Source organism: Psychrobacter sp. DAB_AL43B (assembly GCF_900168255.1).
In the GTDB taxonomy this organism is placed as follows: Bacteria; Pseudomonadota; Gammaproteobacteria; order Pseudomonadales; family Moraxellaceae; genus Psychrobacter.
Genome location: NZ_LT799838.1, coordinates 2,397,501 through 2,410,360 on the forward strand (window position 1 = coordinate 2,397,501; position 12,860 = coordinate 2,410,360).

14 protein-coding genes are annotated in these 12,860 nt (G+C 42.8%); 7 read left to right on the top strand and 7 right to left on the bottom strand.

Annotation, left to right across the window (positions count from 1 at the left end; all coding sequences use genetic code 11):
• Nucleotides 1-822: 822 nt before the first annotated feature.
• Both DABAL43B_RS10155 and dpaL read left to right on the top strand, forming a co-directional pair.
• Complete coding sequence (locus tag DABAL43B_RS10155; protein ID WP_079692263.1) at nucleotides 823-1,122, top strand: hypothetical protein; 300 nt, start codon at nucleotides 823-825, stop codon at nucleotides 1,120-1,122.
• A 30-nt stretch (nucleotides 1,123-1,152) separates the two neighbouring features.
• Nucleotides 1,153-2,331, top strand: coding sequence for a diaminopropionate ammonia-lyase (gene dpaL / locus DABAL43B_RS10160; RefSeq protein WP_079692264.1), 1,179 nt, complete (start codon nucleotides 1,153-1,155; stop codon nucleotides 2,329-2,331).
• Nucleotides 2,332-2,336: 5 nt separating this feature from the next.
• On the opposite strand, the gene DABAL43B_RS10165 is transcribed toward dpaL, so the two are convergent.
• A complete protein-coding gene (locus DABAL43B_RS10165; protein ID WP_079692265.1) occupies nucleotides 2,337-2,774 on the bottom strand; it encodes a CopD family protein in 438 nt (145 codons plus the stop codon).
• A gap of 60 nt (nucleotides 2,775-2,834) precedes the next feature.
• Here DABAL43B_RS10165 and DABAL43B_RS10170 point away from each other — a divergent pair, with 60 nt between their 5' ends.
• Complete coding sequence (locus tag DABAL43B_RS10170) at nucleotides 2,835-3,305, top strand: hemerythrin domain-containing protein (RefSeq protein WP_079692266.1); 471 nt, start codon at nucleotides 2,835-2,837, stop codon at nucleotides 3,303-3,305.
• A 138-nt stretch (nucleotides 3,306-3,443) separates the two neighbouring features.
• Here DABAL43B_RS10170 and orn read toward each other — a convergent pair whose 3' ends face one another.
• Nucleotides 3,444-4,031, bottom strand: coding sequence for an oligoribonuclease (gene orn / locus DABAL43B_RS10175; protein ID WP_079692267.1), 588 nt, complete (start codon nucleotides 4,029-4,031; stop codon nucleotides 3,444-3,446).
• Between the two features lie 203 nt (nucleotides 4,032-4,234).
• Here orn and rsgA point away from each other — a divergent pair, with 203 nt between their 5' ends.
• From rsgA to secB, 4 genes are all read left to right on the top strand, one after another.
• Nucleotides 4,235-5,338 (top strand): ribosome small subunit-dependent GTPase A, encoded by a 1,104-nt coding sequence (gene rsgA / locus DABAL43B_RS10180; RefSeq protein WP_079692268.1) that lies wholly within the window; start codon nucleotides 4,235-4,237, stop codon nucleotides 5,336-5,338.
• 136 nt (nucleotides 5,339-5,474) lie between these two features.
• The gene (locus DABAL43B_RS10185) at nucleotides 5,475-5,930 is read left to right on the top strand and encodes a rhodanese-like domain-containing protein (protein WP_079692269.1); all 456 of its coding nucleotides are present in this window, start codon (nucleotides 5,475-5,477) and stop codon (nucleotides 5,928-5,930) included.
• Between the two features lie 280 nt (nucleotides 5,931-6,210).
• Nucleotides 6,211-6,474, top strand: coding sequence for a glutaredoxin 3 (gene grxC, locus DABAL43B_RS10190; protein WP_079692270.1), 264 nt, complete (start codon nucleotides 6,211-6,213; stop codon nucleotides 6,472-6,474).
• A gap of 195 nt (nucleotides 6,475-6,669) precedes the next feature.
• The gene (gene secB / locus DABAL43B_RS10195) at nucleotides 6,670-7,122 is read left to right on the top strand and encodes a protein-export chaperone SecB (protein WP_079692271.1); all 453 of its coding nucleotides are present in this window, start codon (nucleotides 6,670-6,672) and stop codon (nucleotides 7,120-7,122) included.
• Between the two features lie 207 nt (nucleotides 7,123-7,329).
• On the opposite strand, the gene adk is transcribed toward secB, so the two are convergent.
• The 5 genes from adk to DABAL43B_RS10220 all read right to left on the bottom strand — a co-directional run bounded on the left by adk (nucleotide 7,330) and on the right by DABAL43B_RS10220 (nucleotide 12,733).
• Nucleotides 7,330-7,986, bottom strand: a complete 657-nt coding sequence (gene adk, locus DABAL43B_RS10200; RefSeq protein WP_079692272.1) for an adenylate kinase — start codon at nucleotides 7,984-7,986, stop codon at nucleotides 7,330-7,332.
• Between the two features lie 227 nt (nucleotides 7,987-8,213).
• Nucleotides 8,214-9,494 (bottom strand): c-type cytochrome biogenesis protein CcmI, encoded by a 1,281-nt coding sequence (gene ccmI, locus DABAL43B_RS10205; protein WP_079692273.1) that lies wholly within the window; start codon nucleotides 9,492-9,494, stop codon nucleotides 8,214-8,216.
• A complete protein-coding gene (locus DABAL43B_RS10210; protein WP_413771843.1) occupies nucleotides 9,491-10,054 on the bottom strand; it encodes a cytochrome c-type biogenesis protein CcmH in 564 nt (187 codons plus the stop codon). The genes ccmI and DABAL43B_RS10210 overlap by 4 nt, the downstream gene beginning before the upstream one ends.
• Entirely contained in the window at nucleotides 10,054-10,704 is a 651-nt protein-coding gene (locus DABAL43B_RS10215; RefSeq protein WP_079692275.1) for a DsbE family thiol:disulfide interchange protein, read from the bottom strand. Before DABAL43B_RS10215 ends, DABAL43B_RS10210 begins: the two co-directional genes overlap by 1 nt.
• Before the next feature lies 1 nt (nucleotide 10,705).
• The gene (locus tag DABAL43B_RS10220; protein ID WP_079692276.1) at nucleotides 10,706-12,733 is read right to left on the bottom strand and encodes a heme lyase CcmF/NrfE family subunit; all 2,028 of its coding nucleotides are present in this window, start codon (nucleotides 12,731-12,733) and stop codon (nucleotides 10,706-10,708) included.
• Nucleotides 12,734-12,860 lie beyond the last annotated feature (127 nt).

Here is a 12,860-nt window from a genome sequence, read left to right on the forward strand (position 1 = left end):
GTCTAGTTTAGAGATTGTAGGTAGTCCTTCGCTAATAATGAAACAGTGGCATACGATTTTGGAGGATTAAAGATGTATATTGAGGCTCTGTTAGTAATGCCAATCTAAAATATAAGTATAAAATATATACTTATATTTTCATGCTAAAGTATAATTTTTATGCTTTATTAGTGACCAAAATCAGTATATTTGACTTGATAAATAACTTTGAATTACGCTAAACGTCATTTGGATTATTGTTCTGTATCCCTTTATTTATAATAACTTGCAGGTTAATATAATTTAATATACATTAACGAAATATGGTGGGTCTAGCCTGTCACGCCGGGGGTCGCGGGTTCGAGTCCCGTCCGCTGCGCCATATTTAAAACGAATTTAAACTCTCGAGTTTAAGCAAGTTTCGCCTCAAACATTAGATTGTTTGAGGTTTTTTTGTGTCTGTTAGTTTATATGAGTATTTGATTTCTATAGGTTTTATATTTCATCTCTACTTTCTCGTTAGAAGCAGCTTACTCTTTATTATCATATACGATATAAAATAATCAGCAGACAATCTATCTTGAGGAAATTGGTGACCAACGGCTCGGTGACCATTTTGTGACCAAGGTTGTTAAAAGCCGGAACTGAAGTCGGTCCTGTTTGACAATATTTATAAAGTAGTCTAATTTTAAGAACAGCAATAACAATCGGTAATTTACAGAGCCTAGCAAAGCTTTTAATTGATATGACGATAGTTAAACCTTTGCAGGAGTTCAAATTTTTCACCCGGATAAGTAGTATAAGCTACTAAACACACTGTCCTAAAATTAGGAAGAACCACCTATGTTAAAGAATGTCTATCTTAGCCTTGTGCTACCCTTACTTTTAATTGGATGCACACAGCAATTTGTTGGCGAGCAAGAGCCAATCAAAAATGAAGTTAAAACAGTATCTTGGGATACGCTTGTATCTACTGTCAATACAGGCGCTTATCAATCTGTTGGGCAGCAGCATGATAAAACGGTGAGGTTAGTACTCAATAACGGACAAGTGCTTCAGGCGAAAGAGCCTAATATTGATGATATCTATGAGGTCGTAAAAAACTGCAAAAAATGCGCGAATAAACCATTTCTAACAGAATAATAGCAGTCATCATCTTCCCAAGAGAACTTTATGCTCAACATAGCCAAAAATAATTTTTATACTGGTCAAACATCGCCTCTATTCACTGTAGAAATTGCAAAGCAAGTCCGTGCATTTCATCGTCAAATTGAGGGTTATCAACCGACACCTTTGGTCTCGTTACCATTATTGGCAAAAAGACTGGGTGTAAAATCAATTTTGATTAAGGATGAATCCCACCGCTTTGGGCTCAATGCCTATAAGGCGCTCGGCGGCTCTTATGCCTTAGGACGTTTATTGGCAAAATATCTTCAAACTGATATAACAGACATCGATTTGACAACCGTTTCTTCTAAGCTAGATAAGCCTCTAGTATTTACTACGGCAACTGCGGGTAATCACGGTACTGGCGTGGCATGGGCGTCTTATAAAATGGGACAAAAAGCAGTTGTTTATATGCCAAAAGGGACTTCATTAGCGAGTGCTGAACGTATTCGCAGACTGGGCGCAGAATGCATCATAACGGATGTCAATTACGATGATACCGTGCGCCTAGCAAATAAAACCGCAGAAGAAAATGGCTGGATGCTAGTGCAAGATACTGCTTGGGATGGCTACGAAGAAATACCCACTTGGATATCTCAAGGCTATATGACTATGCCAGATGAAGCGATTGAACAAGCCACTGCTCTAGGTGAAGGCCTGCCAACCCATATAATGTTGCAAGCAGGTGTCGGTTCTATGGCTGGTGGCGTATTGGGTTATTTGGTAGACAAGCTTGGCGCAGACAGCTTTCAAACCATTATTGCAGAGCCTACTGCTGCCGATTGTATTTTTCGCTCAGGTACGAGTGTGCAAGGCGATATAGTCAATGTCACAGGCGAGCTAAACACTATTATGACAGGACTTGCTTGCGGTGAACCAAACCCAGTAACTTGGCCCGTATTAAAAGACAGCAGCAATTACTTTGCTCGCGTTGATGACAGTGTATCGGCAGTCGGTATGCGAGTATTAGGCAACCCTGTATTAGGCGATACTCGGATTATTAGTGGTGAGTCGGGCGCAATCACACTGGGTTTGCTTTATAAGGTTTGTAGTGATACCTCTAACCATGATGTGCGTGAAAAACTGGGATTAAATCAAGATTCAGTAGTCATGATATTCAATACCGAAGGCGATACCAATCCGGCTAGATATAGAAATATCGTATGGGGTTGCCAGAATAACTAATGCTATCAAAACCCTGTACGGAATAACGTACCGACCACCACAAACGTGACTGATAACAACGTCACCAAAACAATATTAACAGCAAATCCATTCAGATTGTCTGCTGATAGGCGTGGTATCACCCAAAAGCGTGCGTGCATAGCAACAGCAGCCGTCATCAGCAAGAGTATTAACTTTATTCCAATCAAAATACTAATATCATTATCAAAAGCAAACCAAGCGCTCACATTGGGCAAGATGTTATGTGCCATCCATAAGCCTGTAATAATCTGAATGGCTAAAGCTGGCATCCCAATCTTTTCAAACTGCTGCTCAAATTGTAACAATGCGTCTAGATTACGTGAAGATAGCACTTTAGGCAGTATCACTAATGCTAAGATTAAATGCCCGCCTGTCCAAATTGCTGCCCCGAGTAAATGCAGGATTAATAGATAGTTGAACATACAGCATCCTTCCAAATAATTAACAAATCATGATTTCTCGAATCATTAAGGTATTGTATTATGAAGCGCGCCAATCAATTACAGCCATTATCACGCCAGCACCATCTTGGGCTTAACCTGTCTCGCCATGCTAAAGAATGCACTGATGAGCCTGAAGAAATTGCCAAACACTGGCTTAACCTCAGCTCTTATATCAGCGATATGCAACATCACTTCCAGATTGAAGACAATTTAATCGCTCATGCTTTAGAGCCTTACCGCGTCTCGCACTCTGACGTTGCCTCGGTACTTGATACGCTTGATGGTCAGCATAAGCAGTTACATAAATTGATGGATACCGTCGAAAAATCTGGTGGTAAAGACGTTACAGTTGCGCAAGTTAAAGAGCTTGGCAACCTATTATACGACCATATTCGTTTCGAAGAACGAGAGTTATACCCTACGGTAGAGAAATATCTAACAGAAGCTGAACTGGACACTGTTTATGCAGCAAGTCCAGATAGTATTAAGCGTGCCGATGAAAATCGCTAGCTGCAATAATAAGATAAAACGTTGATAATATCTTACTTTTAATTGATTCAAAAAAAGTCCTCAGACAAACCAGCCCAATAATGGCGCTCGGTTCATCTGAAGACTTTTTTCTTATCATGCTACAGGCTAGCTTATATTCTAAGGTATCAACTTAAAGAAATGCTGACGATAGTGTTTTAGCTCACGGATAGAGTCGCGAATATCATCTAACGCTAAGTGACTACCGCCTTTTTCAAAGTTTTTAAGAATGTCAGGACGCCAGCGGAAGCACAGCTCTTTAACTGACGACACATCAAGATTACGATAATGGAAGAATCTTTCTAATTCTGGCATTTGACGCGCCATAAAGCGGCGATCTTGGCAGATTGAGTTACCACACATTGGCGACTTGCCACTATCGACCCATTTGTTTAAAAACTTAATCGTTTCAGCTTCAGCTTCAGCCAAGGTCACGGTACTACGGCGCACACGATCGACCAAACCCGACTGCCCGTGCTGCTTGGTATTCCAATCATCCATACCATTTAATTTACGATCAGATACCTTAATGGCAAAAACAGGGCCTTCAGCAAGGACGTTTAAATCCTCATCGGTGACGACAGTCGCTATCTCGATAATCTCATCAGTTAAGGTATCTAATCCGGTCATTTCTAAATCAATCCATACCAGCCCTTTTTTACCTTGATTTTTAATTTTGATCTTATTGGGATGGTCGCTGGTGCTCATAAAGTATCCTATATTTAATATGGTCAATCAATGTTGAGTAAATAAATCAAACAGGTTATAAACAATCATATAAATGGTCTAAGGTTTGCATCCACCACGATTAGAGCGTTACAAAACCACTGTCTAGCGCAGGCGCTTTAAGCTGTATGTTAGCAAATTTTCACGCTACACTGAGCAATATTTTTTTAATAGGTCACAAACCCATGGCATTAATCCGGCAACGCAAACTGACTAAACAACAGATTCGTCGCATCGACAAACAACAGCTGATCAGTCAAGACAGCATCGATGACAGTTTGATGAATGGCGTGGTCATGGCGCATTATGGCAAGCAATTAGAGGTGCAAGTGACCAGTTTGCCATCTGTTATCCCTGAGCAGCCTGAGTTTGCCCCTGATGATCCTGAGCCATTTTGGCAAACACTAGCATTGGGCGACATTTGGCGCTGTCATGTGCGTACTAACTTGCCGATGCTAGCCGCTGGCGATCAAGTGCGTTGGAGCGCCGACTCAAATACGGGCTTTGGACGTATCGAATCGGTCAAACCACGTACATCTCTTGTCTCACGTCCTGACCGTTATCATAAACTTAAGCCTGTCGCCGCCAATGTCGATATTTTGGCCATTGTGTTTGCGCCACTGCCTGCTGCTGCCCCGACCCTAATCGATCGCTATTTAGTCGTTTGCCATCATGCTGGCGTCAAGCCACTATTGGTGCTCAATAAAGCCGATTTACTGGCACAAGAAAACGGCGTCGATACCAATGAATTATTGGCACAATATGCCGCGCTCGGTTATGAGAATGTATTAACCTCAGTCGATTGCCCGGAAAACGTCGCTGATAGCGATGAACAAGAAGGACTTGACGAGCTAAAACGCTATATAGATAAAAAGCTGGTTATTTTTGCGGGTCAATCTGGCGTTGGTAAAAGCAGCTTAATCAATGCCCTACTACCTGAATCTGCACAAAGCGTCAATGTTATCTCTGATAACTCAAAGCTCGGTCAACATACCACCACCACCAGCCGCTTATTGCCCTTTAATCCTGATGACTTGACCCAAGGCGGCATCGTCGATACACCGGGTATTCGTGAGTACGGCATTTGGCATTTGACACCTGATGATATCATTTCAGGCTTTGTCGAGCTTGCACCGCTTGCTGGCGACTGCCAGTTCCGCGACTGCCGCCACACTCATAACAGTAAAGGCTGCGCGTTGTGGGAGGCCGTTGCTGATGGTAAGGTATTGCAGCGCCGCGTCGAAAACCTTATCACGCTAAGAGAAGAGGCTGACACTAAACCTTATTAAGTTTTATTCATTGTTAATCGCTAGGTTGACCATCACACGTTTACTATAGATGACCTTATCGGTATAATAACGCCTTGTTCAATTCGTTAGGCTGTTTTCTCAGCTTAATAGAACACTAATTTTTTGGAGGTATGGTTTGGATCGTGCGCTGGAATTTGTGGGCAACCACCCGTTTTTATTTGGTATATTAGCCGTACTTGCCGTGCTATTTTTTGCTATTGAAAACAAACGTAGTGGCAGAAAAATATCGCCCAATACCCTTGGTATGATGGTTAACTCGCAAAATGCGCAGCTTATCGATATTCGAGCCAAAAAGAAGTTTGCCACCGGTTATATACAAGGCAGCCGCAACATCCCTTTCACAGAGCTTAAAGACCGCATAGAAGAAATCCGTGCGATTGAGCAGCCAGTGATTATCATCTGTGATATGGGCGTACAAGCAGGCGCTGCAATACAAATGATTGGTAAAGACGACGTCTATCGCTTAGAAGGTGGTATTGGCGGCTGGCAAGGCGCTGGTATGCCACTCGTTGGGCTAAAAGATGCCAAGCCCAAAACTAAAGTCAAAGCAAAACCGAGCTTGCATAAGTAGTTTGATAAAGCGCTTTATCAAACGACGACTTGCTATCTATCGATAGTGAATAAAAAAGACACCTCTTCATAGGGTGTCTTTTTTTATGGGGCAATTCTGTGACAGCCAAGACTTTTCGACGCAAATAGCTTGAATTTATCCTACCTATCCCCACTTTATAGTGAGCATAATAGAATATAGGCTTGTGATTTACTTGATTGCAGCCTCTATGAGCACATTTTATAATATTATTCTCTATCCTATAACGATTGCTCTATAAATTTATAAATAAGGATTTACCATGACTGTATCTGTTAAAGTTTACACCACCCCTATCTGCCCATATTGCTCAAATGCCAAGCAACTGCTTAAATCTAAAGGTGTTGAATATGAAGAAATTGGCATGCATGACATGAGCAGCGATGATCGCCGTGCTTTAATGCAAAAAACCAATAACTATCGCACCGTGCCACAAATTTTCGTTGGCGAAACCTTTGTCGGTGGTTTTGATGAACTCAACCAAATGAACCAACAAGGTAAACTTGACGAGCTATTAGCGGGTTAATTTGTTATCTTGCTTTACTGCTTGTCTTTATCTATGTAAATAATATCTGTAAATAACGTCTGTAAGTCACGATAAAGACAGCAATAAAGAGTATTGCTAAAAAATATCGAGATTGAGTCTCGATTTATATTACAATCTTATTTTATTACAATGACAGTTTGCCCAATCATTTGATTAACTTTTAGAGGAATTATCATGGCTGAAGAACAAGTACAACCACAATTGGCACTAGAACGCATTTATGTAAAAGATATGTCACTTGAAGTCCCAGGCGCTGGCGTATTCACTAAAGAGTGGAACCCTGAGCTTGATATCAATTTATCTAGCAATGCCGAAAAACTTGATGACGATCACTATCAAGTCGTATTAACTGTTAGTGTCACGGCGAAAAATGCAGAAGAAGCGGCATTTATTGCGGAAGTTCATCAAGCCGGTATCTTCTTATTGAAAGATATTCCAGAAGATCAGATCGGTCAAATCCTAGGTGCATATTGCCCTAACGTTTTGTTCCCATATGCGCGTGAAGTCATCAGCGACATCGTGACACGTGGTAGCTTCCCGCAGTTATTGCTAGCTCCAGTCAACTTTGATCAAGCCTATGCGCAAAGCCAACAGCAAGCTCAAGTCGATGCTGAAGGTAATGCGTAAGTATTAATTTAAACGCTACTGACTCTATCAGTAGGACGTTTTAATGAAAAAGCCGTTTACTTATGATAAGTGAACGGCTTTTTTACACCTACATTTTGCAGTATTTTTATACTAATAATTAAGTATTAAAAAACCCTGCTGATTGGCAGGGTCTTCAATCACAATAATCAGTAAACAAGCTCAGTGAACAATTTCAACAAAATAACATTAGCCTTTTAGGGCTGATAAGATTTGCTGCTTAACGTCATCAATCCCTTGCGTACCATCAAATTTGTCATATTTAGGAGCATCGTCGCCTTCTTTGGCTTTATCTTGATAGAAACCAACCAAGGTTGATGTCTGCTCATGATAAGTGGCTAAACGGTCGCGAATGGTGGATTCTTTGTCGTCTTCACGCTGAATAAGCGCTTCACCAGTCACATCATCAATACCTTCTTGCTTTGGTGGATTATGATCAATGTGATACACGCGACCTGAACCTGCATGTTGGCGACGACCAGATAGACGCTTGACGATTTCATCATCAGGCACACTAATTTCAATTACATGGTCAATCGCAACATTCGCATCGGCAAGCGCTTGGGCTTGCGGAATGGTACGTGGGAAACCATCTAAAATACAGCCATTAATACAATCAGGCTTAGCGATGCGTTCTTGCACTAGGTTAATAATGAGGTCATCAGAAACCAAACCACCAGCATTCATCACGTCTTTGGCTTGTTTGCCAAGCTCGCTGCCTTCTTTGATTGCTGCACGCAGCATATCGCCCGTTGAGATCTGCGGAATATCATATTCTTTAGAAATGAACTGAGCTTGGGTGCCTTTACCGGCGCCTGGTGGACCTAGCAAAATAATACGCATCATTACACGACTCTCCTTAATAGATAGGATTTTGGGACTAGTAAAACTTAGGGATTGGTGGTTTGCAGAGCTTACCTTACCTTGTGGCTTTCAAAAGCTCAAGTATTTTTAGTCTTGATGCGGAAAGTTATGATGACTTATCTGTTCATGGGACAGGGTTGCGCGCCATAGAAAAGACGATGGCGCGCATTTATTACATACTGATATTTTTATATTTTGATATTGACTCATTAAGGAACTTGTTGATTAATCTCAACATTGACCTGATTTTGATCTGCACTAATCACCACAGGATTACCTGATAAATCTCCTGATTCTGCCGTAGCAGTGCCGCTATGACTAATGCGAGCAATAACTGCTAATTGTACTTTTTCAACACGAGCAGATGCCAGCGTACGCTCAGGCATCATCGCATCCAAATCACTTAGGCTAATACTGGCTTCACCTTGCTTAATAACGCTAATCGGTAAACGTTTAGCGGCAAACGGTGGACCACCTTTCACATCACGTATCGCCACAAACAACACGTCATCAGCTTTTACTAACGGTAGCAGGCTCGCATTAATAGATACGGTCACGTCAATACCTTCAGAGGCTTGCTGCTGCTGAGCCGTTACGTTCGTACTCAGCTCATCCAGACTGGCCAGCGCTTGGGTATGATCACCTGGTTTGGCGGCAATACTATCACGTAAACGCTTAATCCAACCTTGTGCTTCTTCAAAGTTATTACCACGCGCCTCACCCATTGCCATCAGCATCTGTGCCCCTTCATGCTGCGGATTTTTAGCCAACACATCTTGGAGGACACGGCGACTATTGGCATCCAACTGACCTTTATTGGCAAAAAAGCTAATCTGCGCATAGGTGGTTGCAATCTCTTCGTTATCTGGCGATAAACGATAAGCACGCGACAAGGCTTCGATTGCTGAGTCAGTTGCTTCTAATGATAAGAATAACTCTGATAGCCGCATCCAACGATCAGGGTCATCGGCGTGACGATAGACGTTGGTCTGCATAGCACTGATTAATTGCGTACCATCTTCAATCGCCCAAGCTGGTGGCTGATCAATCTTACCGGTCAATAAATCATCCGCCACTTGAGCCACTTTATCTTCTGCTGTCCACAGATTAAATACCGGTGTACGGTCGCTGACTAAGAAATAAGCCAATGCTGCGAGTACTGGTACCCATATCACAACAATCAGGCGACTTTTGATACCAGGCGCCACCATTGGCGTTACTGTACGCTGAGCATCCAATAGTTGACGCTCAAGCTCAATCTTTTGATTTTGATAATGAGTGTCATCAATCGTGCCACTGTCTTTATCCGTTTGCAGTTCTGCTAGACGTTCACGAAATACCCCAATATTGATATCTAGTAGTTGATTGTCAACTGGGTTTTCTCGTAAGCGTGACGCTCGTAACCATGGCATGATAACGATGAGCGCCAGTATGAGTGCAATCAGTAAGCTTAGGGCAATAAATAAGCCAAAAGTAGAAAATAGGGTCATTTTTTATCCTCGAGGCTTGTGATGTCATGATCGTTATTGTCATTACTATTACTATTGGCACGCGATAACAGACGATCAAGTTCAGCTTTTTCTACCGTTGTTAACGCTGCAGCGTTATCTACTGTGACGCCGCTTTGACCGCGCGCAACCCGTTGACTGCGTCTACTTTGCCAAAACCAACCAACTATTAGAGAAATCAGCAGTAATGGTGGAAAAAACCATAGTATCCATGTTGAAGGACGCAGCGGTGGCTTATAAGTAATAAAATCGCCATAGCGCTCTTGCATATAAGCGCGTATCTCTCCATCACTACGACCTTCTTTAATTAAGTCATAGGTTTTTTGTTTTAAATCTTGGGCAATGGGCGCATCAGAACCCGCGAGGTTTTGGTTTTGACATTTTGGGCAGCGCAGCTCTTCGATAAGACCGCGATACTGGGCCTCTTGCTGTACTGAATCAAAGTTATAAACATCAATCGCTGCATAGACACTAATACTAAGCAGGCAGGCTATTATCAAGCTTACTAACTTCATAGTGATTGCTTTCATTTGAATCGCCATCATTTGCACGCCTCCTTGACCTGATTAGGGTCTGGACTAACATTGCCTTTATCGGCATCATTGAGCACCATTAAGCAAGGCGTAATACGACTTTGCCAATTGCTCTCATTAATCTCACCGACAATATGCTGGCGAATAATACCTTCACCATCGACCACAAAAGTCTCGGGCGCACCTGTTAGGCCTAAATCTAGCGCAAACTGGCCCGACAAATCCTGAATAGACATCGAAAATGGATCACCGCCACGGTTCAAATAACCTAGCGCATTGCCAATATCATCTTTATAGTTAACTCCAACCAGATTGACACCGCGCTCTTCTAATTGCATTAAAAAAGGATGCTCAATAATACAAGTTGGACACCAAGAGCCCCAAATATTCATCAAAAATGGCTGATCTGGTAGATTATCATTGGTCATTATACGGCTGGTATCTGACAATAATGGCAGCTCAAAAGTCGGCACTGGACGCTCAAGAGCGGTATTGGTCACGATTTCAGTCGGCTGACCCAAACGCAGATACAACATGATTATGAAACCTGCAAAGACGATCAGCGGTATCAAAAACCATATCTTAATTTGGCTTTTTTTCATCGTTTGACTGCTGTTTTTCTTAGGACTTTTTTGAGGAGACTTATCTGACTGAGTCATATTATTTCTCCCCGATTGTTGCACGTGTTTCTATATCAGCAGCGGTCGTAAAACCTGCTTTATTCGCCGCAATTTGTGCAGGTGTCTTTGGTTTCTTAATTCGGTAGCGCTTATCAAGCATACTTAGTAAACCACCGAAAGCCATAATAAGAGCACCAAGCCATATCCAGCGAATTAACGGCTTCACATAAATACGTACTGCCCATTGATCGCTACCCTGAGCGATAGGTTCACCGAGTGCGACATACAAATCACGCATGAGGTTGGCATTAATTGCTGCCTCAGTCGTCGGCATCGTACTAATGATGTAAGTGCGTTTTTCAGGATGAAGTATCGCTACTACGCTACCCTTCTTAGTGACTGTGACTTCGGCTTGTGTTGCATCAAAGTTACTGCCTCTAGTCTCTCTTAAATCAGTTAATGCAAAGTCATAGCCTTGGACATTGACCGTTTCACCAAGCCTTAATGCCACATCGCGCTCGATACTTAGAGTACTGGTAAAAGCAACACCGATGACGGCTATTAGCACCCCAATATGAGCGGTCTGTTGACCCCAATAGCTCAAACGTAATTGACCCAAACCTTTAAAGAAATTCGGTGCATTTTTGGTTTTGTCTTTAAAGTCGACCGCCATCCAAAACAATACCCAAAAACTCACCGCTAACGTCACGCCGATATTGAGCATGGCAGACGGGCTAACGAAGTAAGTAATGATTGCTGCTAAGACAAGGCTGCTCACAGCAATGACCATACCAACGCCTAACAATGGACGCTTATCTTGTTTCCAGCGGATATTAGAGCCCATACCCATTGCAACCAGCAATAGCCATGTTAAAGGCACAAATAGCGCATTAAAGTACGGAGGACCTACTGATACCTGACCCAAATTAAAGGCATCAGCAATGATAGGATAGAGCGTACCAAGCAGTACCACTAAGGTTGCAATTAAAATAATAACGTTATTAATAACTAAAAACGACTCACGCGAAACCAGTTGATACTGACTTTCAACCGTTAGACGCCAACCACGGATGGCAAACATCAACAAACCGCCGCCAATAATCACGCCAAGTATGGCTAAGATCACAAGACCACGCGTTGGGTCAGCAGCAAAGGAGTGGACTGAGGTAATGACCCCTGAGCGTACAAGGAACGTGCCAAGTAGGCTCAGTGCAAAGGCAAAGATCGCCAGCATAATGCTCCATGCTTTAAAGACCCCGCGCTTTTCAGTGACCGCAAGCGAATGTAGCAACGCCAAACCTGCCAGCCAAGGCATCAACGATGCGTTTTCTACCGGATCCCAGAACCACCAACCGCCCCAACCAAGCTCGTAATACGCCCACCACGAACCCAAAGCGATACCAACTGTTAAGAAACCCCAAGCTGCCAGCGCCCATGGGCGCGACCAGCGTGTCCATACAGCATCCAAGCGTCCTTCCCACAAAGCTGCCATACAAAAAGCAAACGGCACGACCATACCCACATAGCCCATATATAGCATCGGTGGGTGAATAATCAAACCAAAATCCTGTAGGACAGGGTTTAAATCGGCGCCATCGACTGGCAAGTTTGGCAATGTGCGGTCAAACGGTGATGAGGTAAAGATTAACATCGCCAGCATCATCATCTGTACGCCTGCTAATATCACCAATACTCGCGCGCGCATCGACAATGGCAGACCACGACTAAAGTAAGATACCAGCGCACACCACGTTGCCATGATAGTCATCCATAGCAATAGCGAGCCTTCATGCCCGCCCCAAGTTGCTGATAACTTATAATACCAAGGCAACAAAGTATTCGAGTGCTGCGACACGTAGACAAGACTAAAATCATTATAATAAAAGCCTGCCATCAACGCGCCAAACGAGGTAATCATGGCGGCAAACTGCGCCCATGCCAAGCTCGGTGCCAAACGCTGCCAAGCAACATGGTCACGCATAACGCCTATCGTTGGTAATACTACCTGCAAAATCGCCAACATAAAGGCGGCCAGCAAGGCAAAATAACCCAATTCTGTGATTAACATACGGTCTAACCTTGTTTACCTTAATACGGTCATTGTTTATTTTAGGGATTGGTATTTCAGGATATTCGAAAGTATCCCATATTCGTTACTGCTGGTATTTTCTACTGTGATTATTATCTAATTATCC

Excerpts from the sequence above, each read along its gene's own strand:
- DABAL43B_RS10155 (WP_079692263.1), top strand. The coding sequence starts at position 823 with ATGTTAAAGAATGTCTATCTTAGCCTTGTGCTACCCTTACTTTTAATT.
- dpaL (WP_079692264.1), top strand. The coding sequence starts at position 1,153 with ATGCTCAACATAGCCAAAAATAATTTTTATACTGGTCAAACATCGCCT.
- DABAL43B_RS10165 (WP_079692265.1), bottom strand. The coding sequence starts at position 2,774 with ATGTTCAACTATCTATTAATCCTGCATTTACTCGGGGCAGCAATTTGG.
- DABAL43B_RS10170 (WP_079692266.1), top strand. The coding sequence starts at position 2,835 with ATGAAGCGCGCCAATCAATTACAGCCATTATCACGCCAGCACCATCTT.
- orn (WP_079692267.1), bottom strand. The coding sequence starts at position 4,031 with ATGAGCACCAGCGACCATCCCAATAAGATCAAAATTAAAAATCAAGGT.
- rsgA (WP_079692268.1), top strand. The coding sequence starts at position 4,235 with ATGGCATTAATCCGGCAACGCAAACTGACTAAACAACAGATTCGTCGC.
- grxC (WP_079692270.1), top strand. The coding sequence starts at position 6,211 with ATGACTGTATCTGTTAAAGTTTACACCACCCCTATCTGCCCATATTGC.
- secB (WP_079692271.1), top strand. The coding sequence starts at position 6,670 with ATGGCTGAAGAACAAGTACAACCACAATTGGCACTAGAACGCATTTAT.
- adk (WP_079692272.1), bottom strand. The coding sequence starts at position 7,986 with ATGATGCGTATTATTTTGCTAGGTCCACCAGGCGCCGGTAAAGGCACC.
- ccmI (WP_079692273.1), bottom strand. The coding sequence starts at position 9,494 with ATGACCCTATTTTCTACTTTTGGCTTATTTATTGCCCTAAGCTTACTG.
- DABAL43B_RS10210 (WP_413771843.1), bottom strand. The coding sequence starts at position 10,054 with ATGGCGATTCAAATGAAAGCAATCACTATGAAGTTAGTAAGCTTGATA.
- DABAL43B_RS10215 (WP_079692275.1), bottom strand. The coding sequence starts at position 10,704 with ATGACTCAGTCAGATAAGTCTCCTCAAAAAAGTCCTAAGAAAAACAGC.
- DABAL43B_RS10220 (WP_079692276.1), bottom strand. The coding sequence starts at position 12,733 with ATGTTAATCACAGAATTGGGTTATTTTGCCTTGCTGGCCGCCTTTATG.